Consider the following 23,606-nt stretch of genomic DNA (forward strand, 5'->3'; position numbering starts at 1 on the left):
CGTCACTATCCTGTTGCTGGTACTGGTACTGGCCGGCGGACTGTTTTCCTATGTCAAGATGGGAAAACTGGAAGATGCGCCCTTCACCATCAAGCAGGCGTTGGTGCTGACTCCTTATCCCGGTGCTTCTCCTTCTGAAGTACAGTCCCAAGTAACTGATATTTTGGAAGAGGCCATACAGTCAATGGGCGAACTTTATTACCTGAAGACTGAAAACCGGGCCGGACTATCCAAAATAACCGTTTATGTGAAGAAGGAAATACGTGCCGACGAGATGCAACAACTTTGGGACAAGTTGCGTCGCAAGGTAAGCGATGTTCAGAGTAAATTGCCAGCCGGAGCCGGTCCTTCCATTGTAAACGATGACTTTGGGGATGTGCTGGGCGTGTTCTACGGGCTTACCGGAGACAGCTATTCGTTTCGTGAGTTGGAGGACGAGGCCAAGCTGATAAAGAACGAGCTGCTGAAAGTAAAGGATGTGGCGAAAGTGGAGATTTACGGTGTGCAGACCCCGACCATCGATGTGACCATCAGTCCGGCGGTCATGGCGCAGAGCGGGGTGACTACCGCCGACATTGCCCGTGCTTTTGAAGCCCAGAACAAGGTAGTGGATGCTGGAGGTGTGGATGCCGGCAGTGGCCGTATCCGTATCGAGTCTACCGGAAACTTCTATTCGCTGGATGACATACGCGAACTGACTATCGTTTCGCGTACCGGTGAGCACTTCAGGCTGGACGACATCGCCAGTATCGAGGAGGGCTACCAGACCCCTCCGGGCAACCTTATGCGGATAGACGGAAGCCCTGCGGTGGGTATTGCCATTTCTACCGTGCCGACCGGAAATGTGGTGGATATGGCCAAGGCCGTACAAGTGACACTGGACAAGTTCCGGAAGACGATGCCTGAAGGTTTTATGCTGACTTCCATTTATGACCAGGGATATGAGTCGGATGTGGCGAATCAGGGGTTTATCCTGAACCTGATTGTTTCGGTGGTGACGGTGGTGGCGATCCTGCTGTTCTTTATTGGGTTCAAAAACGGTATTTTGGTCGGCAGCGGATTGGTGTTCTCCATCTTCGCCACGTTGATGGTCATGATGGCCTATGGTATTGCCTTGCAACGTATGTCATTGGCTGCCATTATCATTGCCATGGGGATGTTGGTGGACAATGCCATCGTGGTATCCGATTCGGCATTGGTCAATATGGAACGGGGTATGCGCAAGCGTGTCGCCATTATGCGAGCTTGCTCATCTACTGCGCTTCCTCTGCTGGCGGCTACGGTTATTGCCATTCTTACCTTCCTGCCGATTTATTACTCTCCTCATATTACCGGTGAGTTGCTTTCGTCGCTGGTGATTGTCATCGGTGTCTCTTTGATGTTCAGTTGGGTGTTTGCTCTGACTCAAACCCCATTCTTTATCCAAGAGTTCGTACGCCGTCCGCGTCCGGAAGAGTTGAAGGCCGGTCTTTTTGACGGTAAGTATTACCATATGTTTCGTGGCTCCCTTCGTTGGGTGTTGCGCCATCGTTCTATGACTATCGTTTTGTTGGTCGTGATGTTGGTCCTTTCGGCATGGAGTTTCAAGTTCATACCGAAGGTTTTTGTCCCGGCGCTGGAAAAACAGTATTTCACGATGGATATGTGGTTGCCGGAAGGTACCAATATCTACGAGACAGACCGTATAGCGGGTGAGATGGCCGATTATGTGCGTAATCATAAGGAGGTGGAGATGGTTTCCAACTACATAGGGCGTACACCGCCCCGGTATTATCTGTCCAATATCGCTTTTGGACCTCAGTCCAACTATGCGCAGTTATTGATAAAATGCCGTTCGTCTGAAGATGCAAGAGCCATGCACGCCTTGTTGCAGGACTCTATTCGTCTGAAATTTCCCGAACCGTTGATCAAGGTGAACAAGTTCGAACTGAGCCCGTTGACGGAAGCGATGATAGAGGCACGCTTCTTGGGACCGGATGCCGCTGTCTTGGACTCTCTGGTAAATGTGGCAACCGGTATCATGCGCCGTAACCCGAAAGCGGCGGATGTGCGTAACGAATGGGGAAACATGACGATGGTGATGCGTCCGGTATATGACCCTGTGAAGGCTGGTGCGTTGGGTATAACCAAAGCGCAGATGATGCAGTCGGTGAAGTCTATCAGTGACGGGCTGCCGGTAGGCATCTACCGGGATGACGAGCGGAAGGTACCCGTGTTGTTGAAGTCGGAGAATGCTACCGTGACCGATGCGCATTCGTTGGAGAATTTTTCGGTTTGGAACGGCGAGCGTTCCGCACCGCTTTCTCAAGTGACCAAGGGGGTGGAGACTACTTGGGAGTGGCCGCAGATACGTACCTACAACCGCCAGCTCTCCATGGCTGCCATGTGCGGTGTGCAGCCGGGACATACGATGGCCGAGGTGCACGGGGAGATACGCAAGGAGGTTGAAGCCATGGAATTGCCGGAAGGCTATACGTTCTTTTGGGACTCGCAGTTCAAGGACCAGAATGAGGGCTTGCAGGCTTTGGCCAAATTCTTCCCGTTGGCGTTCTTGATGCTGATAGTGATTCTCGTGGCATTGTTCGGGAATTTCTGGGAGCCGGGTATCATCTTGTGCGTGCTTCCCTTGTCGCTTATCGGGGTGGCTGTCGGCATGCTGCTCACCGGCTTTGACTTCGGATTTTTCCCGATTGCCGGATGGTTGGGATTACTGGGTATGATTATCAAGAACGTTATCGTATTGCTGGATGAGATAAACGTACAACGCAAAAATGGTGTCGCTCCTTATACAGCGGTCATAGAAGCTACCGTATCGCGTACACGCCCGGTGTTGATGGCGGCTACTACAACTATTCTGGGGATGGTGCCGCTTCTGTTCGACATAGCTTTCGGGGGAATGGCGGCAACCATTGTCTTCGGCCTGACTTTTGCTACGCTGCTGACATTGTTTGTCACACCGGCGTTGTATTCTATCTTCTATAAAATAAAAGAGTCGTGATTATGTTGAAAAAATATATATTGCTTTCATTTTCATTGTGTGTTGTCTCCGTAGCTGTAGCCCAACAAAATCTGCTGTTGGAAAAATATAGGTCGATGGCTGTTGAATACAGCCATGACCTAAAGGCTGCGGACAAGAACATTGCTGCCAGTATCGAGTTGGAGAAGGCGGCTCAAAAAGACTTGTATCCCAAGCTGTCCGGGAATGCGAATTTCCAATATACAGGAAACCCGCTGGAACTGACGCTGGACTTGCCTTCTATGGGCAACCCGGTCACATTTGAGGGGAAAGATTTGAGATACGGTGCGTCCGTTTCCTTGCAACAGCCCATTTATACAGGCGGACGGTTGCTGGAAACCATACGGATGGCCGAATACCGGCACAACGTGAGCGGGTTTCAAGAAGAATATATTCGTTCCGGAATCTGTTTGCAGACCGATATGCAATATTGGAATACGGTGGCACGTACAGAGATAGTCCGCATATCGGACGATTATCGGAATTCTGTCGCCTCTTTGACACAGACCATCCGAGAACGGGTGGATGCCGGCTTGACAGATAGGCAGGACTTGTTGATGATAGAGGTGAAACTGAATGAGGCCGAATTCCAGCTTCTGCAAGCCCGGAAAAATTTGGAGAACGGCCTGATGGCCCTTAATTCGCTTATCGGGGTGGAACTTGAGGCTCCGACCGAGGTGGATGACAGTGTGGCCGTGGTTGTGGTGAACGATGTGTCTCTTTGGAGCGATAGCTGTACTGTCCGTCCGGAGTTGAAAATAGCGACGGAGCAGATAAAGATGGCCGAGAGTGAAAAGAAGCTGGTGCTTTCCAAATACAGGCCCCAGTTCTATGTAGGAGTTGACGGGAGCTATTTTTCTCCCGGCTATAATTTCCGTACAGACATGGATCCTAATTACGCTGTATATGCAAAAGTATCCGTGCCGCTGTTTGAATGGGGAAAGCGGAAAAATGAGAAAAGGGCTTCTTTGTTCAAAGTGGACATGGCTACCGATAATCTGAACAAAGTGACGGACGGTGTCAACCTGGAAATCCGGATGGCACGTAACTCGTTGCGGCAGGCAATGGAACAGGTGGAACTGACACGTAACTCGCTGGACAAGGCTCGTGAGAACGAGACAATGGCTTTGGATCGTTATGACGAGGGAAAGTCTTCCATTACCGATGTGATTGACGCACAGACCTACCGTCAAATGGCTCAGATAAACCATGTACAGGCCAAGGTATCGGCACAGAATTACTATTCGGAGCTGCTTAAGGCGCTGAACAAATACTAAGTTGTCAGAATTTTTGTATTATCTTTATCCCTATGAAATGGAGTACGGTCACATATTCGTTGTTGTTTTCAGGACTGGGATTATTTTCTTACTTCTTGATTGTCAACTATACTGATTTTTCTCCTCAGGCAGCTGAGCTGTTGTATTCATGGGGGGCTTGCCTATTCACCTTGGTCGCATTCAACCTGATGGGATATTTCACGCTTTGGATGTCGGGCTGGGTGAACAGGCAATATGTCATTAACGCATCTTGGAAACGGAAGATCGGCATGCTTTATGTTGCGGTAATCTTTCTGTTTTTGGCGTTGAATTACGGCCTGTTCGTCACAGCCAAGATCTTGGCGGATGTAGAACCGGTATTCAACTTCTCTCGCAGTGGATGGAATTTGCTGATTGTCGTATGGCTAACGGAGATGGTGGTCATCGGGTTGCTTCTTTCCAACCGTACCATGCAGGCAAACTGGTTGTTACAGCAAGAGGCTGCCAAATTGCAAATGGAAAATGCCCGGGCCAAATATGTTGCTTTGCAGAACCAGCTGAATCCCCATTTTCTGTTCAACAGCCTGAATACGTTGATTGCTGAAATCAAATATAACCCGGACAATGCCATGCTTTTTACCCGGAATCTCTCATCTGTGTACAGGTATGTCCTCCAGTGCCAGGGCAGGAATCTGGTGTCGTTGAAAGAAGAATTGGATTTTATGAATTCCTATTTGTTCTTGCATAAGGTCCGTTTGGGAGATTGTATCGATTGCGATTGCCGGATTCCTTCCGGATATATGGACCGGCAGATACCGCCTCTTACCCTGCAGTTGCTGGCAGAGAATGTAATCAAACACAATACGATTTCTTCAGGTAAGCCCATGACTATTCACATTGAAGTGGATAATGAATATTTGATAGTCAGTAATCCGGTTTCTCCAAAGAAAAAAAAGGATATTTCTTCAGGAATAGGGTTGAAGAATCTGGCGAACCGTTGTCGGCTGATGACCGATAGGGATATGCTTGTGCAAAAAGAAAAATTTGTTTTTACAGTTAAAATTCCGATTATACAATGAATAAATCGAACGCAGTCATAATAGAAGACGAAATACCTGCGGCAAGGTTGTTGCACTCGATGCTCTTTTCGTTGCGTCCCGGGTGGAATATCGAGATGATTCCGGGGAGCGTGGACGATGCGACAGAATGGTTCGCATCCCATGAGCATCCGGAACTGATTTTTTTGGATATACATCTTACGGACGGGGATGCTTTTGACTTCCTCTCCTCTGCCAAGCCGAAGTCGGCCGTCATCTTCACAACGGCATACGACCAGTATGCCATGCGTGCTTTTTCTGTAAATAGTATAGACTACATCTTGAAGCCGGTAGATGAGAAGCGTCTGTCGGATGCCATCTCGAAATATGAGAGCTTGCGCGGTCGAGGCTGGATGCAGTCTGATAATTATATGGAAACATTGCTTGATGTTCTGAAGCATCCCGAAAAGAAGTACCGGTCCCGTTTCCTTATTTCCGGAACTGACAACTTCTGGTCGCTGCGGGTGGAGGATGTGGCTTATTTCTATTTTGAAGAACGGACGACATTTGCCGTCACTTCCAACGGCAGGGAGCATATACTGGACTTGTCTTTGAATAAGTTGGAGGAACAGCTGGATCCCAGTCAGTTTTTCCGTGTAAACCGGCAGATGATCCTTAATGTGGATGCCATTGATAAGGCTGTTCCTTCTTTCAAGGGGAGAATAAGGGTTGAGGTATACCCGCCGTTCAAGTCAGATATCGTCATAAGCGATGGAAAAGCTTCGGCTTTCAAGTTGTGGCTCAATTATTAAGAAGGTTGTTCTTAACTTCTTCTATCGACGGTCTTCATATCCGGCTATAGACATAGGGTATCTTGGAACGTCTGTCAACGGCCAAAGTAAGGGGATAGGGCAGCAATTGTCGACCTTGTGGCCGACGCATTTGCTTGGTGTCGTCAAACGGGATGTCAATTTATAATTGTGGATGCGTTGAACAGTTCCAGATATATTGGATTATATCGTACCGATGGATTTGGTCCTCAAACGAATAGGGATATCTGTTCCGAAACGTGACGTATGTACCTTTCGCTCAGACAGGCACACTCTGAAAATTTCAACTTAATGGTTTCCGGGATCTCTTGACGTTGACTAAAGAGGCTTATTGTCAGTGTGTTGACTTTGAAATTCGTCTTAACGAAAAATGACTCTGGTTTTCACCTAAGTCGTTCGCTGTGGTGCCACCAGGAATCGAACCGGGGACACAAGGATTTTCAGTCCTTTGCTCTACCAACTGAGCTATGGCACCATCGTTTTTGCGAGTGCAAATGTATGGATTATTTTGTTCCCGTGCAAATAAAATGGGGAATATTTATTGGGGATGGTCGTTTTCTTGGCTTAACGAGTTCCATCCTTGGGCTTTGAGGGCTATCTCGGCTCCGTCACGGGTTATCATGCAGGCGCCTAAGGCGGGGGAGGTGATGTGGCCTATCACGCGGACTCCGGGTATGGTGATGACTTCGTCATGGGCGGCGAGGGGCACGGTGAAGAGGAGCTCGTAGTCTTCGCCTCCGTTGAGGGCTGCGGTGATGAGGTTCATGTTGAACTCTTCGGCCATGGCCGCGGTCTGGTAGTCGACGGGTATGCGGTCTTCGTAGATGCGGCAGCCGGTGTGGCTCTGGTCGCAGATGTGCAGGAGCTCGGAGGAGAGCCCGTCCGATACGTCCATCATGGCGGTGGGGAGGATGTTGTGCCGGGCGAGTTCTGCGATGATGTCTTTGCGGGCTTCGGGCTTGAGCTGGCGTTCGAGGAGGTATTCGCGTCCTTCGAATGCGGGCTGGAAGTCTTTGTCGCCTGTGAATACTTTTTTTTCTCTTTCGAGGAGTTGCAGCCCCATGTAGGCGGCTCCGAAATCTCCGCTTACGCATATGAGGTCGTTTTCTTTGGCTCCGTCGCGGTAGACGATTTTGCCTGTGTCGCCTTCGCCGATGCAGGTGATGCTGATGGCGAGCCCAGTGAGGGAGGCGGATGTGTCGCCTCCGACAAGGTCTACTCCGTATACGTCGCAGGCGAGTTGGAGGCCGGCGTAGAATTCTTCGAGGTCTTCGACGGAGAAGCGCTTGGATATGCCCAGCGACAGGGTGAGTTGCTTGGGCTGCCCGTTCATGGCGTATATGTCTGAGAAGTTGACGACGGCCGATTTGTACCCGAGGTGTTTGAGGGGTACGTATGTGAGGTCGAAGTGTATGCCTTCGAGGAGGAGGTCGGTGGTGACGAGTACTTGCTTGTGGTCGTACTGGAGTACGGCTGCGTCGTCGCCTATGCCTTTGTGCGTGGAGGGGTTCTTGTGCCGGATGTCCCGGGTGAGGTGCTTGATGAGTCCGAATTCTCCTAATGTGGCGATTTCGGTGCGTTTTATATTTTCCATATTTGTGTTTGTCTATTTTTTTGTGGCAAAGGTAGTGTTTGTATTCGAGACTTGGGTAAAAGGCGGGGGCAAATTTTGTTCCGGATGGTTCCGGTGTTTGCCCGGGTGTTGCCGGTTATATTTTTTATCGGGGCAAAAAGGATGCCCGCAAAGGCTGTTCTTGAGGGGTGCCCGTGCGGGGGGCAGGTTCCGGACAGGTTTTGCGGGCGTGGTTGTGTGTTGTCTTTTTTCAGAATTGCTCTACGAGCTTTTTCATGATGAGCGTCATTTTGGGTTGTGCTGCGGCTGCGGCTTTTTGTACTTCTTCGTGGGATGCTTTCTCGACGATGCCTTCTACTCCGAGGTCTGTGATGACGGATATGGCGAATACTTCGATGCCTCCGTGCCGTGCGACGATGACTTCGGGTACGGTGGACATGCCTACGGCGTCGCCTCCGATGGTGTGGAAGTATTTGTACTCGGCGGGTGTCTCGAATGTGGGCCCTTGTGTGCCTACGTATACTCCTTGTTGTACTTTGATGTTGTTGTCGGCGGCTATTTTAAGGGCTTTGTCGATGAGCCGTTTGGAGTAGGCTTCGCTCATGTCGGGGAAGCGTACTCCGAGTTCTTCGAAGTTCTTGCCTCTGAGGGGGTGTTCGGGGAACAGGTTGATGTGGTCGCGTATGATCATGAGGTCTCCTACGGCGAAGGCGGGGTTCATGCCTCCTGCCGCGTTGGATACGAACAGGTGCTTGATGCCTAATTGTTTCATGACGCGTACGGGGAATGTGACTTGTTTCATGTCGTATCCTTCGTAGTAGTGGAACCTGCCTTGCATGGCGAGTATCTCCTTGGTGCCGAGTTTCCCGAATATGAGTTTGCCGCTGTGCCCTTCTACGGTGGAGACGGGGAAGTTGGGGATGTGCTGGTAGGGTATTTCTTTTTCGATGTCGATATGGTTTACCAGTTCTCCGAGTCCTGTGCCGAGTATGATGGCGGTCTCGGGCATTACGGGGTATTCTTTTTTGAGGAATGCGGCTGTTTCTTTGATTTTTTCTAACATAGTTAAGTTCGTTTTTATATGTTATACAATGGAAACAAATATAGTGATTTTTGGTTTGGGTTTGTCGTGGCGGGGGTGTTTTTTTCTGTTGTTTTTACGGTGGGGCTGTTGGGGGTTGGGTGGTTGCTTTTGATTTGAGTAGCTGTGCACGGGCGTTACATACCCCCGGCCCCTCTCGAGAGGGGAGGTTTGAGATGCTTTTTTCTTGTTGGTAATGAATGGGTTGAGTGTGGAGGATTCCCCTCTAGAGAGGGGATAAAGGGGTGTGTTACGGTGAGGGGCGCGGGATAGGTTGAGGTATTACAGGAGGTTTGTTTTGGTGTTGTGAGGTGGTATCTGTCGGCTTCGGGTGGATGCTTTTGATTTTAGGAGGCTGTGCGCAGACGTCACACACCCCTTGCCCCTCTCGAGAGGGGAGGTTTGGTCGCTGCTTTCTTGTTGGTAATGAGAGGTTTGATGGGATGGTTTCCCCTCTAGAGAGGGGATAAAGGGGTGTGTTACGGCGAGGGGCGCGGGATAGGTGGAGGTATTACGGGAAGTTTGTTTTGGTGTTGTGAGGTGGTATCTGTCGGGCTTCAGTGGATGCTTTTGATTTTAGGTAGCTGTGCACAGGCGTTACACACCCCCGGCCCCTCTCGAGAGGGGAGATTCGGTCGCTTGTTTCTTGTTGGTAATGAGTGATTTGTGACGTGTAGGATTCCCCTCTTGAGAGGGGATTGAGGGGTGTGTTACGGCGAGGGGCGCGGCAAAGGTTGAAGTGTTTTTGCTGCTGTTTGGTGAGGTGGTATTTTTTTGCTTCGGGTGGATGCTTTTGATTTTAGGTAGCTGTGCACGGGCGTAACACACCCCCGGCCCCTCTCTGGGACGGGGAGATTTGGAATGCTTGTTTCTTGTTGGGAATGAGTGGTTTGTGGCGTGGATGTTTCCCCTCTTGAGAGGGGAATCCTTCATGCTATAAATTACTTATTATTAAATAGAAAGCTGTATTTCAAATCTCCCCTCTTTGAGAGGGGCGGGGGTGTGTGACGTCTGTGCGTAGCTTCCTTAAATCAAAATGACCACTGAAGCCTGACGGATACCGCCTTGCAACATCAAGCTTCTCGAGGCAACTTCCTGCAACATCTTAGCCCTTGCCGCGCACCTTACCATAACACACCCCTTTATCCCCTCTCGAGAGGGGAAACTTCCATGCCACAAATTACTTATTATTGATTAAGAAAACAAATATCCTGACCTCTCCTTTGAAGAGGTTATATTTTGCTGTGATTTTCTTGTTTACAGCGGGAAAGTGGTATTCCAAACCTTCTTGTCCCGGAGGGGGGGAAGGGGTGTTGCCAGTTTTTTTGTTTGCTTATTTGCTTCGGGTAGCTGCCGCCTTATTTTGTGCGCCTGTATTGGGGGATGTAACTGGGGCTGTTTTTCTTGGCTTCGTCGAGTATCTGGGCGTCGAATGCGGGGCCACCGTCTTGGAGGAACGCGACGCGGAGGGGGAGGTAGAGCATCCGCTGCTTCAGGGGGGTGTCGATGTGCCGGTTGTGCATGAGCCTTGCGGCGTCTTTTTCGGTGACGATGACGAGGGTGTCGTCGGGGGAGGCTTGGGTGGAGAGTTTCTTTATCCGGGTTATGTCCCTGGCGGTGAAGTCGTGGTGGTCGGCGAATGTGAGGCTTTGTGCCGCGGGGCAGAGGGTGTGTATGTGGTGTATGAATGTGTGTGGGGATGCGATGCCCGACACGGCGACTACGTTTTTGTAGAGGCTGACGTCTACGGGGGTGTCTTGGGGTATGGTGCAGGTGCGGGGGAATACGGGGGTGAGGTCTCCGTACCGGAACGTGGTGAAGTAGAGCCTCTGGTAGGGGTATAGTTGCAGGTGCTTGGCGATGATGCGGAAGTCGATGGGCTTGATGTCGTCGGGGCACTTGGTGACGATGACGATGTTGGCTCTCGACTTTCCAGACAGGGGTTCTCTCAGGCGGCCTGCGGGGAGCATCTTGTCTTCGTATATGAGGCGGTTGATGTCGGTGAGGAGTATGGAGGTGGAGGGGGTGACGTAGCGGTGCTGGAAGGCGTCGTCGAGGAGTATGAGGTTTGTTTCGGGGAAGTGTTTCCTGATTTGGCGTATTCCTCTCCGGCGGTCGGCATCGACGGCGACGGTGATGTGGGGAAACTTCCGCTTGATTTGCAGTGGCTCGTCTCCTACTTGGGCGGATGTGGATGTGGCCTCGGCTATGACGAAGCCTCGGCTCTTGCGCTTGTACCCTCGGCTCAGGAGGGCTATGTGGTAATGGGGGGCGAGCAGGTGTATGAGGTACTCGGTGTGTGGGGTCTTGCCTGTGCCTCCGACGGTGATGTTGCCGACGGATATGACGGGTATGTCGTATGTCTCGGAGGGGAGTATCTTCCAGTCGAAGAGGCGGTTCCTCAGTTGTACGACGGCTTTGTATATGAGGGCAAGGGGCCGGAGGCTGTTATGGAGGTGCGGGGTGTTGTGCTCGTTCATATCCTTTGTTGGTCTGGGTTGTGTTGTTGTACCGGGATTATTTTTTTTCAGTCGATGTGCCCGATTTCGGCCCGGGCTTGTACGGGGTCGAGGTGTTGTATCTGCCTGAGTATGTCCAGGGGGCGGTAGCGGTCGCCGAGTATCCATTTTTCGAGGCTTGTGCGGCTGTAGCTGCCCAGTTCGCTGAGGAGCTCTTCGTATATGGTTTTCTTGACGGGGTAGTCTACTCTCCGGTAATCGGGGGTGTGGGCCCGGCCGGCTACCCAGGTGATGGCGTCGCGGAGTGTCCCGATTTGGTCGACGAGTCCCAGCTTCACGGCATTGGCTCCGGTCCATACGCGGCCTTCGGCAATTTTGCGTATGTCTTCGACGGTCTTGCCCCGTCCTTGGGCGCATCTTTTGACAAAGAGGTCGTACCCGCGTTCTACGTAGGCTTGCATCATGGCTTTTTCGCCGGGTGTCATGGCTCTGTGTATGGCGGGGAAGTTGCCGTACCGGGTGGTCTTGACTTCGTCGAAGGTGAGCCCTATCTTGTCGGTGAGCAGGGCGGATGCGTCGGGCACCATGCCGAATATGCCGATAGAGCCGGTGAGGGTGGCTGCGTCGGCGAATATGCGGTGTGCTCCGCAGGAGAGGTAGTATCCGCCGGATGCGGCGTAGTCGCCCATGGATACGGCTACGGGTTTGAGTTGCTTGAGCCGGTCGACGGCTTCCCACAGTTGCTCGGAGCCGAAGGCGCTGCCTCCGGGGGAGTTGACGCGCAGGACGACGCCTTTTATGGCCGCGTCTTGTCCTATTTTGTCGAGTTCTGCGACGAGCTTGCGGGAGTTAATGCCGTCATTGGGCGATGTGTCTATTTCTCCGTCGGCGTATACGACGGCGATGATGTCTTGGGCGGATGGCGCTTTCCGGGGGAGGCCGGCTATCTCGGTGACTGACGCGAGGGTCAGGTCTTCATATTTGTCTGCGTGCGCCATGCGTGCGAGTTTCTGCTTCATCTGCGGGCGGTATGCGAGGGCGTCGATAAGCCCGGCTTGTACGGCCCGGGTCTCTTCGCGGAAGAGCATGAGGGAGTCGGCACACGCGTTCAGCTGCCGGGGGGAGAGGTTCCTTGCCCGGCTTATGCCTTGTACCACGTGGTCCCATATGGAATGGAGGTAGACTTGGGTCTGCTCGCGGTTGGCGGGGCTCATGTGGGTGGTGGTGTAGGGTTCTACTGCCGACTTGAATGTGCCTACGCGGAATATCTGCATGTCGACGCCTATTTTGTCGAGTGTGTTTTTGTAGAATATGGGGGAGGCGCTGAGTCCTCTGAAATCGAGCATCCCTACGGGGTTGAGGAAGATGCTGTCGGCAACGGACGCGAGGTAGTACTCTTTCTGGAGGTACTGGTCGCCGTATGCGAGTATGAACTTGCCGCTTTTCTTGAAGTCGAGCAGTGCCTGGCGTATCTCGTCGATGGAGGCGTAGCCGGCAAAGAGGCCGTTGGCTTCGATATAGATGCCTTTTATGTTGTCGTTGTCCTTGGCGGTCTGTATGGCTTTGAGTATGTCGTCGAGCCCGAGGGACATTTCGCTTTTCTCGCTGTAAAGGAGGCTGAGGGGGTTTTCTTTGGAACGCTCGTTGAGTTCTCCTTTGAGGTTGAGGTATAGTATGGTGTTGTTTTTTTCTTTGTACGTGGGGACGGTGGAGACGGATATGATGCCGATGGTCATGATGACTCCTATCCATATGAGTATGGTACCGGCTATGAAGACGCCGAGTACGCAGGCGAATGTGGTCTTGAAGAACTGTTTCATCTTTTTTGTTGGTTGGTCGTGAGTGCCAAAATGTTTGTATTTTCTGTATTTTAATGCAAAAAGATGCATTATATCACAAATATAAGGGTTTTTTATGGAGTGTTTGTCTAATTTTTATGAATTATAAGATGATTTTCGAATCTTTTATTTTGAGGTGGTGTTTCTTGGCTTTGGGTGGATGCTTTTGGATGTAGGTGGTTGTGTGACGTCTGTGCATAATCTCCTAAAATCAAAAACAGTCTCTGAAACTGAACAGAAAACACTTCCCTCAACTGTATCGCGGAAGTCTCAACTTAGGTCTCGCTCTTCGCTGTCACACTGAAGTGCCCCCAAAAAGTTGGACGGGTTATACATTATCCGGTAATGGAAAGGGTTCGGTATTGTACCGGGCTCTTTCCCTTTAACCGGGATTTTATTCTCCTATGGTTATAATAATCGATATATTCCTCCAAAGCTCTCGTGAAGGCTTCAGGGGATTCGAAGTTTTCGGCATAGAGCAGCTCGGACTTCATGATGGCGAAGAAGCTCTCGGCCATGGCGTTGTCCAGACAATTGCCCTTGCGTGACATGCTTTGGACCACGTTGCGCTCTTCGAGCCGTTGGCGGTAGCCGTAATGCTGGTATTGCCAGCCTTGGTCGGAGTGCAGGATTAGTCCTTCCAGGTCGTCATTCCGGGAAAAGGCCTTGTCCAACATATCGTAAATCTGTTCCATGTTGGGGGTTTCGGAGAGGTTATATGAGATGATTTCTCCATTGAACATGTCTATTATCGGCGAAAGGTACAGCTTGGCCGGACCGATGTTTATCTGCGTCACGTCCGTGGCCCATTTGCGGTTGGGGGCTTCGGCCCTGAAGTTCCTGGCGATGATGTTGGGGGCTGTCTTGCCGGCCTGGTGCCTGTATGAGCGGTAACGGACTTTGCGGATTCTGCTCTTGAGCTCCATTTCATCCATGAGCCGACGTACGGTCTTATGGTTGGTCGTGAAGCCTCTGTTGCGCATCTCGGCCGTCACCCGACGGTAACCGTACCGGCCCTTATGTTCATGGTAAATGGATTTGATAAGTTCCTTTTCGTGTGCATACTTGTCCTTGTCTTTCAGATGCTTAAGATGATAGTAGAACACTGAACGGGCCATCCTTTTTAACTTTAGCAATAAGTCAAGGGGGTATTCCGGCCTTAGTTCGTCGATGGCTTTTGCCCATTCTCTCGTGCCCGGGCTTTCTTTTCCTCGACTAAGGCCTTCACTTTTTTTAGCAGCGCATTCTCGGCTCTGAGCCGCAGGTTTTCTGCCTGGAGTTTCTCCAGTTCTGTCTGTGGTTCTTTTTTCTTGGGTCTTGCCATGGGGCTCGGCTGTTTTATCCGGTAAAGGGAACCTCCTGTGCGGGCCTTTCTCAGCCAGGATTTTATGGTACTGCGGTCTACATCGTAACGGAGGCTCAGTTCTTGCAAAGATATTCTTTTTTTTGTATGTTCCCATATTATTCTTTCTTTTTCTTGGGTGTTGAAGTGGTATTTTGGGGTACGTATTCGGAGGCCTTGGTCTCCGTACTTTTCGTATCTCAGCAGCCAGTCTCTGACCATATGGCGGTCGAGATGTAGGGCCTTGCACAGGCTCGAGAGGGGACGGCCTCTCTTGATTTGCCTGACTATGTCCCGCTTTTCTTCTAAGGTGTGTTTCATTATTGTACTGTTTTTATAGGGTTTTTTGTCCAACTTTTGGGGTGCACTTCACTCTCGAGAGGGGAGATTTGGATGCTGTTTTCTTGTTGGTAATGAGTGATTTGTGGCGTGATGTTTCCCCTCTAGAGAGGGGATTGAGGGGTGTGTTACGGCGAGAAGTGCGGATTAGGCAGAGATATTCCTCAGCGAGGTTTGTCGGATTTAGAGGAGCGAGAAGGTATCTGTCAAACGTTAGTGATTGTTTTTGATTTTGGGAGGCTGTGCTTGGGCGTGACACACCCCCAGCCCCTCTCGAGAGGGGAGTTTTGGGATGCTGCTTTATTTTTGGTAATGAGTGGTTTGTGGTGTTTGGATTCCCCTCTTGGAGAGGGGATGAAGGGGTATTGTTTTTCCTTTGGGATGGGGTTAGGGAGTTGTTCAGTCGAGCGGGATGAGCTGGTATTTCTGGCTCCCGATACCGAGCTGCTCGGCATAGTCAAGGGTGTGCATGCCGTTGCGGGAGTCGATGCGTTCGATGAGGTGTACCTTGCCGTGGTCTTTTGAGGCGCGTACCTGGTCGACACAGGCGCGGTCGAGTGCTACGGGGTCGAGCGAGGCGAGGATGCCGATGTCGCCCATCTTGGGGTCTTCGGGGGCGGCTACGCAGTCGCAGTCTACCGATAGGTTGTTGGCTACGCTGATGTACAGGATGTTGTCACCGCAGTGGTCGGTGATAGCTTTGGCGGCTTCGGCCATGGATTCGAGGAAGTGGTCTTGCGGGGGCAGGTCGCTCCATACTTCTTGCTGGTTGCGGGTCTTGCCGGCGGAGTGTATCCATGCTTTGCCGTGGGAGGAGGCGATGCCGATGGCGATGTTCTTGATGGCTCCTCCGAAGCCTCCCATGGGGTGTCCTTTGAAGTGGGAGAGCACGAGGGTGAAGTCATAGCCGGGGTAGTTCTTGCCGACAAAGTCTTCCTTGAGGTGCTTGCCGCCTTTTACGGGGAGTGATACTTCTCCGTCGGCGTCCATGATGTCTACCCGGGCTATCCGGGTGAAGCCGTGGTCTTCGGCGGCTTTGAGGTGGTTGCGGGTGTCGGCTCTTCCGCCTCCGTAGGCGGTGTTGCATTCGATGATGGTGCCGTTTACTTTGTGCACGAGGTCTTGGATGAGGGAGGGGGCGAGGTAGTTGTTGTTGCCGGGTTCTCCGGTGGAGAGTTTTACGGCTACGCGTCCTCGTGCCGGGCGTCCGAGTGCTTCGTATATCTTGACGAGGTTTTCCGGGGTTATTTTTTTGTACATGTAGACTTTGGGCAGGGGTGGGGTGCCGGCTTGCGCGGATTGTTGTGCGTGTGTGCAGATAGCGGCTGCGAGCAGGGTTATCGTGCAGAGGAGTGTACGGAGGTGTGCGGTCGGTGTCATCGTGTTTTTATGTTTTTGTAAAGACTGAGCGGCTTCATTCTCCCTTCCGGGTGTGCGGCCCGGAAGGGGATGTGCGGCCGGGGGGTGCTAATATACGGGTTTTATTTCAGATATTCGCGATAGAATGCTTCTATCTTGTCGAAAGGTATTTTGTCGAGATTGTCGTAGAGATCGGTATGGTTGGCTCCGGGGATGATGAGGAGCTCTTTGTTGTCTCCCTTGAGTTTCTTGAAGGCGTCTTCGCTGAAATAGCGGGAGTGTGCCTTCTCCCCGTGTATGAGGAGTACGGCGTTGCGTATCTCGTCGCTGTACGCGAGTATGGGCATGTTGATGAAGGACAGCGCGGAGGTCTTGTTCCACCCGTTGTTGGAGTTGAGCGACCGTTTGTGGTATCCCCGGGGTGTCTTGTAATAGGCGTGGTAGTCTTTGACGAACTGGGGGGCGTCGTTGGGCAGGGGGTCTATGACTCCTCCGGCGGATGCGTATGTCCCCTCCTTGTAGTCGCGGGTGCGTTGTGCGTTCAGCTGCTGGCGCATCCGGTAGCGTTCGTCGGGGGTCATGGCGTCGAAGTAGCCGTTGGCATTGACGCGGCTCATGTCGTACATGGTGGAGGCGACGGTGGCTTTGATGCGGGTGTCGATGGCGGCTGCGTTGAGGGCGAACCCTCCCCAGCCGCAGATGCCGAGTATGCCGACTTGTTGGGGATTCACGTCCTCACGGGTCGAGAGATAATCTACCGCAGCGCAGAAGTCTTCGGTGTTGATGTCGGGCGAGGCTACATGACGGGGTGTGCCGCCGCTTTCTCCGGTGTAGGAGGGGTCAAAGGCGAGGGTCAGGAACCCACGTTCGGCGAGTGTCTGGGCGTAGAGCCCGGAGGCTTGTTCCTTGACGGCTCCGAAAGGGCCGCTTATGGCGATGGCGGGCAGTTTGCCGGAGGCGTTCTTGGGTATGTACAAGTCGGCGGCGAGGGTGATGCCGTAGCGGTTGTGGAAGGTTACTTTGGTGTGGTTTACTTGGTGGCTTTGGGGGAATACTTTGTCCCACTCTTCGGCCGGGTTGAGTTTTGTTTCCATATTATTGTTGTTATTGTTATCGGGTCGGTGGCTTGCTGCTGCGGGGTGTCCGGTGGCGCAGAGGCTTATGGCTGTGGCAGCGCAGAGGTTTTTCAATGATTTTTTCATACGGGTTTGTCTTTTGTTTTACAGGGACAAAGATAGGGCGTGTGCGGTGCGGTGCGTGTAGACGGATTACGGATGTTATAACCCGAATTACGGATTTTTCTTTGTGCCGCTGTGTGCAATCGCTTGTGAGAGAGGTTGCTACCGGGTGCGGTAGTGCTCGCGGGGCTGTCCAAAGGGGTGGGGATGGTTCTTGCGGGGTTCCTTGATGGATGTGAGGGGTAAAACTGGACGGAAGAAAACATAAAGCTGGCTCGGCCGAATCACTTTTATCGTAAAATTAAGCGTTTTCTACCTTTTTATGCGTATTTTTGCAGCCGGATTGAAGTAAATCTATCCGAGACATATCGAAATAAGAAGAAGCGTTATGCTTATCTTGTGATTGGAAACGTAGGAAATTTTCAATAGTGCACAAGGGAAAGCATAGTGGTTCTCGCGCTATAGCGTGGGCTGCTGTTTCCATATCCGTGCACAGGTTTTTCCTACGACCTCCAATCAGGCATGGGCATTGCAGTTCCACGCTTCATGTTTAAATAAAGGCCTTAAAGGGACTGTATGGGCAGAACAATACTATGGGAATAAAACGATTTGCTGCCGGTGTGGCTCTGTCGTTCCTGGTGCTTTCGGCCGCCCAAGCGCAGGAAATCAAGGCAGACTCTATCGGCAGTGGCACCGGACACCGGAATGAAAGGTCTGATTCGCTGAGAATCTTGTCTGATGAACTGAAGCAGCTCAAATCGCAGCTCGATGCCGGGGAGAAGGAGCGGCAAGTAGAAACGGTTTGGAAACGTAAAAAGTATTGGAAGCTGGGTTTCGGTATCCCGAGCATCGAGCGCACCGACGGTGAGGCTATGACGTGGAAAACGGAGTTTGCCGTGTCGCTCCAGCGTGGGAAAACGGCTTACTTTCACTCCAAGCCTCTCTGGGGCATGGTCAAGTTCGGTATCGACTACGGATTTATGGACTTGAGTTATGCCAAGCTGAAATTGAAGACTGCCGGGACGGCAACCGCTTCTTCTTCTACACCGGCGACAAGCCCGGGCCCGAATCCGGACGACGGTTTTGATGAAATCGTCAGCGATGACCCCAGCGGTTCGCTTCTTTCTTTGGCCGGCGTCGATTTGGGGATGCACAAGTTCGAATACGGCCTGCATGTGGGGCCGAGTATCAGTGTCAATCCTTGGAAGGGGCTTATCGTTGCCGCTTACTTCCATGCCTTGCCGACGGCTTCCGGTATTCTGGAGAATGACTCATTTTCTTATGGTTTCGGCTGTGCGTTGTCGGCAGGTGCTTCTGTCTCCTACAAGGCGATATCTGTGGGGGTGGAGGGTGTGTGGAGCTCTATCAAATACAAACAGGCTTCGTTCGAGGACGATGAGGACGATGAGTCTTCGTCGGGAGAGGGTTCTGCCGACTTGTTCGGCACGAAGGATTTCAGGCTGAAACAAAAGGGCCCTCGCTTTTATATAGCGCTAAGATTCTAACTTAAAACATGATGATATGAACGTGAAATTCAAAATTGTTTGTCCTCTTTTGTTCATTGCCTTGGGTATCGTGATGCCGGCTTGTACCGACTCTGATGATGAAATCGGCGGCAATGATACCCCGCCGGCCGGGGCGTTGCCTTCTGCCGGGTTTGAACCCAACAATCTGCCTGACGAGCCTTATGCCGAGGATGCTGTACTGATAGTGGCCGAGGAGAGATATGCTCCTTTCCATACGCTAGAGCTCATGCCGGACGGGAGCTATTTGCTTACCTATAATTCGTATGTTCATACTTCTTCTGTCCGCGTTGCGGTGAATGCCGGGGGGAGTTTTTCTGTTTACAAAAACCGTAAAGCCAAAGTTGTGCGTGCCGGAAGTGTGACGGACGAAAACGGTACGGTGAGGTTGCCCGATGGCAGCGAGTATGGCAGGTTTGCCAGACTCGGTGACAAAAGGTACCGTTTGGGCAGGGGGGTCGAGGTGGACTTGCGGGATGCCACGGGTGCCGACCGGACCGTATATTACAGGAATTATGACGGGACGGTGTCTCGTGTATATGTCAGTGTGTCCGAACCGGTTGTGAGCAGCGCCACAAAAAGCCTTTGCCGTACATGGGACTACAATAGTTTCGAAATGTGGGCTTACTGGAACGGCAAATATATAGTCCATGGCAAGCAGACGGTAAACGATGGCGAGGTGGATACTTACTTCAAGGCGATAGGAGGGGATATGCTCGGTATCTCGAAGGAAGATTTCCTCGATGAGGATGGTGAACAGTGTCGCAAAGTCATATTCACTTCAGTGGGGACATATATTTGTTTTTATTTGGACGGTGATGTGGAAGTGGCCCGGTGGAGCTGGACAGACGAGGCGCAAGGCACTCTCCATTATGAGGACTCGATGGCGAACGAGGATTATGATGATGAGTGGGATGGCTATGTCACGGTTCGTTTTGCCGGCAGGCAGATGCGCATCTATGAGGACTATACTTATTGGGAAGACAACATGTCTACCCGGGTAGTGGCGGTGAATACGTTGACTGCTGCTGATTGAAAAATAACGTCTATATATAACCAACTCATTACCAATAAGAATACAGCATCCAAGCCTCCCCTCTCCAGAGGGGAGGCTTGGATGTGTGACACCCGGGCATGGCTGCTTAACTCAAAACAGTCACTTGAGGCTGACAGATACCACCTCAAAAATCATCTCATCACAACCCGCGCATCTCATCATAACACACCCCTTTATCCCTTCTCAAGAGGGGAAACAACACACTATAAACCACTCATTACCAACAAGAACACAGCATCTCAAATCTCCCCGTCCCAGAAAGGGGTCGGGGGTGTGTGACGCCCGAGCATAGCTGTTTAACTCAAAAACAACCACTCAAAGCCGACAGATACCACCTTTCCTCAAATCTTGACAAATGCTCTTCCTCTCTCAGTAGCAGCAACATGCTTCTCAAGACTGTATCTCGAACACCTCAACCCAACCCGCGCTTCTCACCATCACACACCCCTTTATCCCCTCTCAAGAGGGGAAATAACCACGCCACCTCCCCCTCATTACCAATAAGAAGGTAGTTCCAAAACTTCCCCACACAACATTCCCATTACCAAAAAGAAACAAGCATCCCAAACCTCCCCTCTTGAGAGGGGTCGGGGGTGTGTGACGCCCGTGCATAGCCACCGAAAATCAAAGCAACCACCCGAAGCCGACAGATACCACCTTGCCCAACAGTAGCAAAATATCTCTGGCCTTGCTGCGCCTCTCCCCGTCACACACCCCTTCATCCCCTCTCAAGAGGGGAGATTGAGATGTAAGAACCAGTCGTTTAAATTTTCCAATAAAGAAATATTATCGGGTCATCTTTGCTTTTCTTCCGGACTTTTTTCCCGTTTTCACTCGTCAGATAGCCCGTTATCTTCCTTGTAAATATAGAAAAACATCCTCGGAAGAAACTCTCAAAACTAACCCGAGTAAAACTTGAACAGGCTTTATGCTAAGATAATATACGGGGCTGTCTACAAAAAGTTCGGACAGCCCCGTATTTTTCCTTACCGTTCGGAAGGTAGAGGATATGAAATTTTTCTCGTTTCCTGAAGGGGAAAGGTAATGATGTCTTAAGGGGAGGTTTCAGGTGTTTCTTTTTTCGTTTGTGTTTGTCAAACAGCCCGCTATCGTTCTTGTGCAAACAGACAACCATCTGTAAAAAAGAAATCTTTGGATTGTCTTGGGCGGAATTTAAACGACAGGCTTTAAGTTATTGAAGGATATTTTCGGGTAGGCTTACAACCTGTATGCCTAAAAAGGCGAAAAGCGGCCTTTGGGTACGGTTCCATCGGGGATGTCTCTTTTTAGAAAGGTCCGGGGCCATTCCATACCGGGTCAGGGCACACCCAGGGGGGGGACCCGCTTCTTTTTTTATCTGCTCTTTTTAAGGTCGGGAGAGGTGGCTTTCCGGCATGCCGGCAGGGAGGGTCACTGCAGCAGGTACCACCCTTTGACCCCGTTTTTCCTGATTTGCAGTATGGCGGTCACGAGCAGGATACCGAGGATGGCTCCGATGGTGGTCCTTATCCACAGTCCTGTCATGTAGCCGGGTATGATGGCGAGCAGGAATGTCGCCACGATGCCCCAGTAGCCTGACTTTTTCTTGAGCAGCAACAATACGGCAGAGGCGATGGAGGCGGCTTGTAGTATGATGGCGATGATAAAGGGGGTGATGTTGGCATTCCAAAGTATGTATTGTATGATGGAGTTGATACTTTGGATGAGGCCTACGATGCGCCCGAGGATAAGGAGGAACAGGGGGAATACGACCCACAGGCTGAATGCTCCGAGCGGGGAGTTGTCGGCTTGTGCGCCGTCTTGGAGTGTCTCGTTGATGATGGCTTCGAGTTCTGATTTTTCTTCTTCTTTCATGGTATCGTGTTTTTAAAGGTTATATAAAGTTTTTTCTGTTCTTGCTGTCGCGGGTAGTGTGTGCCGGATACTTCCCCCTCCCGGTTCCGTTTTGCTTCAGGTAAAGAGGGAGATATTGACGACACCTACCACAATGGCCCAGTCGCTGATTTCGAGTACGGGCAAGTCGTAAGCCTTGTAGCCTTCTTCCTCGTTGAACGAGACGCAGCGCACGTAGCCTTCCTGCTCCGAGGGCATGAGCTGCTTTACCACGACACCGTCGTTCGTGGCCAGGGCATACACCTCGCCCCACCGGATGTGCGAACGGCTGTTCCACCGGTTGCAGACGATGATGTTGTTCTCGTTGATGGACTTTTCCGGATTCTTGCGGTTGATCATGCTGCGCCCCTTGGCCCTGATGGCAAACTCACCGGTGAGCCCGGGGATGACAATGGGCGTGCAGTCGTCTTTCTTGATGGCTACACTGAACCCGTCGGGAATGCCGCACGTGGCCTTGATGTCGTCGACAAGAGGAATGCACCCGCGCGACTTGCGGGGATGGTAACGGAGCCCTTCCTCGGCAAGCGTGTGTATGGCCTCCGGCTCCGGATAGGCGTTTTTCTGCATCTGCCCCATACCCGTCATCAACCAGCCGATATCCAGCAGGGGATAATGTATTGCAATGCTTTTGAGCTTGTCGGGCTGTATCGACTCCCTCATGCCGGAAATGAAGCCGCTCGATACACCTATTTTCGCACAGAAGTCCGAGCCTTTTATCTTGTTTTCAGATAGAAAATGTTTAAGCCTTTCTTTGACAGAACCTTCCATAAGGGCGTAATTTATATTGATTCTAAATTATAGCATTGCAATAATTTATCTATTTTTTTCTTTGGTTAATGTATTGCATTGCTTTATTTTTGTATTGCAATCGTGTTCTAACGGCTATATAAACGAAAGTAACCACGATAATAGGCAAATATAATAAATAATAATTAAAAAATGAACAGGATAGTAATAAGACGAGGAGATACGGGCAAGATTGCGGCCCGTTTTGGAGTGACTCCGCAATCGGTGCGGGCGGCGCTCCGGTTTGCTACGGAGGGGGAACGTCCCGACCGCATCCGGGAGGTGGCATTGCGTGAATATGGTGGACAACTGGTAAGGTTTCCCCGGAAGTTGCCGCAATGATTCTCTTGTTTCCCCTTCGGGGAGGGGGGCTTCGGGTGGATGCTTTTGGTGTAGGTGACTGTGCTTGGACGTGACACACCCCCGACCCCTCTCTGGGACGGGGAGATTTTGGAAGCTGCGTTCTTTTTGGTAATGAGAGGTTTGTGGCGTGGATGTTTCCCCGTCCCAGAGAGGGGATTTAAGGGGTGTGTTACGGTGAGAGGCGCGGCATGGGTTGAAGGGATTGCGGGATACAGTTTCGAGAAGCTTGGTGTTGCAAGGTGGTATCTGTCGGCTTCAGTGACCGCTTTTGATTTGAGTGGCAGTGCTTGGACGTCACACACCCCCGGCCCCTCTCGAGAGGGGAGGTTTGAAATGCTGGTTTCTATTTGTGAATGAGTGATTTATGATGTATGTATTCCCCTCTTGAGAGGGGATTGAGGGGTGTGTTATGGAGAGGGGCGCGGGGTGTGTTGAGCAGGTTTTGCTGCTGTTTGGAGATGTGGCGTTTGTTGGCTTCTGGTGGTTGCTTTTGATTTTCAGGTAGCTATGCTCGGGCGTGACACACCCCCGGCCCCTCTCGAGAGGGGAGATTGGAAGCTGCGTTCTTTTTGGTAGTGAGTAGGTTGAGTGGGGATGATTCCCCTCTCGAGAGGGGATCAAGGGGTGTGTTACGGTGAGAGGCGCGGCATGGGTTGAGGGATTGCGGAATACAGTT

17 protein-coding genes, 1 tRNA gene and 1 pseudogene are annotated in these 23,606 nt (G+C 51.4%); 8 read left to right on the forward strand and 11 right to left on the reverse strand.

Annotated features, from left to right (window positions below; translation table 11 throughout):
- The 4 genes from BN2628_RS01950 to BN2628_RS01965 all read left to right on the forward strand — a co-directional run.
- Positions 1-2,998 (forward strand): efflux RND transporter permease subunit (locus BN2628_RS01950; RefSeq protein WP_055095812.1); only part of this gene is annotated, 2,998 nt, incomplete at its 5' end.
- 2 nt (positions 2,999-3,000) lie between these two features.
- Positions 3,001-4,293 (forward strand): TolC family protein, encoded by a 1,293-nt coding sequence (locus tag BN2628_RS01955; protein ID WP_055095814.1) that lies wholly within the window; start codon positions 3,001-3,003, stop codon positions 4,291-4,293.
- 32 nt (positions 4,294-4,325) lie between these two features.
- The gene (locus BN2628_RS01960) at positions 4,326-5,351 is read left to right on the forward strand and encodes a sensor histidine kinase (protein ID WP_055095816.1); all 1,026 of its coding nucleotides are present in this window, start codon (positions 4,326-4,328) and stop codon (positions 5,349-5,351) included.
- Entirely contained in the window at positions 5,348-6,121 is a 774-nt protein-coding gene (locus tag BN2628_RS01965) for a LytR/AlgR family response regulator transcription factor (protein WP_055095818.1), read from the forward strand. The genes BN2628_RS01960 and BN2628_RS01965 overlap by 4 nt, the downstream gene beginning before the upstream one ends.
- A 420-nt stretch (positions 6,122-6,541) precedes the next feature.
- Here the strand turns inward: BN2628_RS01965 and BN2628_RS01970 are convergent.
- From BN2628_RS01970 to BN2628_RS16665, 9 genes and pseudogenes are all read right to left on the reverse strand, one after another.
- Positions 6,542-6,614, reverse strand: a tRNA-Phe gene (locus BN2628_RS01970).
- A gap of 63 nt (positions 6,615-6,677) precedes the next feature.
- Positions 6,678-7,733 (reverse strand): thiamine-phosphate kinase, encoded by a 1,056-nt coding sequence (gene thiL / locus BN2628_RS16650; RefSeq protein WP_074023910.1) that lies wholly within the window; start codon positions 7,731-7,733, stop codon positions 6,678-6,680.
- A gap of 229 nt (positions 7,734-7,962) precedes the next feature.
- Entirely contained in the window at positions 7,963-8,775 is an 813-nt protein-coding gene (locus BN2628_RS01985) for a purine-nucleoside phosphorylase (protein ID WP_021931108.1), read from the reverse strand.
- A 1,376-nt stretch (positions 8,776-10,151) separates the two neighbouring features.
- Positions 10,152-11,273: a tetraacyldisaccharide 4'-kinase gene (lpxK, locus tag BN2628_RS16655; protein WP_074023912.1), complete on the reverse strand. Its 1,122-nt coding sequence runs from the start codon at positions 11,271-11,273 to the stop codon at positions 10,152-10,154.
- A 47-nt stretch (positions 11,274-11,320) separates the two neighbouring features.
- Complete coding sequence (sppA, locus tag BN2628_RS16660) at positions 11,321-13,072, reverse strand: signal peptide peptidase SppA (protein ID WP_074023923.1); 1,752 nt, start codon at positions 13,070-13,072, stop codon at positions 11,321-11,323.
- Positions 13,073-13,425: 353 nt separating this feature from the next.
- Positions 13,426-14,265 (reverse strand): annotated as a pseudogene (locus BN2628_RS02010) (IS3 family transposase); the annotation flags it as partial.
- Positions 14,250-14,753: a helix-turn-helix domain-containing protein gene (locus tag BN2628_RS02015; RefSeq protein ID WP_154668362.1), complete on the reverse strand. Its 504-nt coding sequence runs from the start codon at positions 14,751-14,753 to the stop codon at positions 14,250-14,252. The gene BN2628_RS02015 and the pseudogene BN2628_RS02010, both read right to left, overlap by 16 nt.
- Positions 14,754-15,170: 417 nt before the next feature.
- Complete coding sequence (locus BN2628_RS02020; RefSeq protein ID WP_082002332.1) at positions 15,171-16,151, reverse strand: DUF362 domain-containing protein; 981 nt, start codon at positions 16,149-16,151, stop codon at positions 15,171-15,173.
- 101 nt (positions 16,152-16,252) lie between these two features.
- Positions 16,253-17,332: an alpha/beta hydrolase gene (locus BN2628_RS16665; protein ID WP_074023913.1), complete on the reverse strand. Its 1,080-nt coding sequence runs from the start codon at positions 17,330-17,332 to the stop codon at positions 16,253-16,255.
- Between the two features lie 569 nt (positions 17,333-17,901).
- On the opposite strand from BN2628_RS16665, the gene BN2628_RS02030 reads away from it, so the two are divergent.
- Both BN2628_RS02030 and BN2628_RS02035 read left to right on the forward strand, forming a co-directional pair.
- A complete protein-coding gene (locus tag BN2628_RS02030; RefSeq protein ID WP_055095838.1) occupies positions 17,902-18,813 on the forward strand; it encodes a hypothetical protein in 912 nt (303 codons plus the stop codon).
- Positions 18,814-19,060: 247 nt separating this feature from the next.
- The gene (locus BN2628_RS02035; RefSeq protein WP_257606351.1) at positions 19,061-19,867 is read left to right on the forward strand and encodes a hypothetical protein; all 807 of its coding nucleotides are present in this window, start codon (positions 19,061-19,063) and stop codon (positions 19,865-19,867) included.
- A 1,431-nt stretch (positions 19,868-21,298) separates the two neighbouring features.
- Here the strand turns inward: BN2628_RS02035 and BN2628_RS02040 are convergent.
- Together BN2628_RS02040 and BN2628_RS17415 are read right to left on the reverse strand one after the other, a co-directional pair.
- Positions 21,299-21,742 carry a hypothetical protein gene (locus BN2628_RS02040; protein WP_055095842.1) on the reverse strand — a complete coding sequence of 148 codons (444 nt, stop codon included), beginning with the start codon at positions 21,740-21,742 and terminating at the stop codon, positions 21,299-21,301.
- 96 nt (positions 21,743-21,838) lie between these two features.
- Positions 21,839-22,549 carry a S24 family peptidase gene (locus BN2628_RS17415; protein ID WP_257606352.1) on the reverse strand — a complete coding sequence of 237 codons (711 nt, stop codon included), beginning with the start codon at positions 22,547-22,549 and terminating at the stop codon, positions 21,839-21,841.
- Positions 22,550-22,720: 171 nt separating this feature from the next.
- On the opposite strand from BN2628_RS17415, the gene BN2628_RS02050 reads away from it, so the two are divergent.
- Positions 22,721-22,909: a LysM peptidoglycan-binding domain-containing protein gene (locus tag BN2628_RS02050; RefSeq protein WP_021929768.1), complete on the forward strand. Its 189-nt coding sequence runs from the start codon at positions 22,721-22,723 to the stop codon at positions 22,907-22,909.
- A gap of 60 nt (positions 22,910-22,969) precedes the next feature.
- Positions 22,970-23,287, forward strand: coding sequence for a hypothetical protein (locus tag BN2628_RS02055; protein ID WP_154668373.1), 318 nt, complete (start codon positions 22,970-22,972; stop codon positions 23,285-23,287).
- Positions 23,288-23,606 lie beyond the last annotated feature (319 nt).

Origin of the sequence: Gabonia massiliensis (assembly GCF_001403595.1) — a bacterium.
Taxonomy (GTDB): Bacteria; Bacteroidota; Bacteroidia; order Bacteroidales; family Coprobacteraceae; genus Coprobacter; species Coprobacter secundus.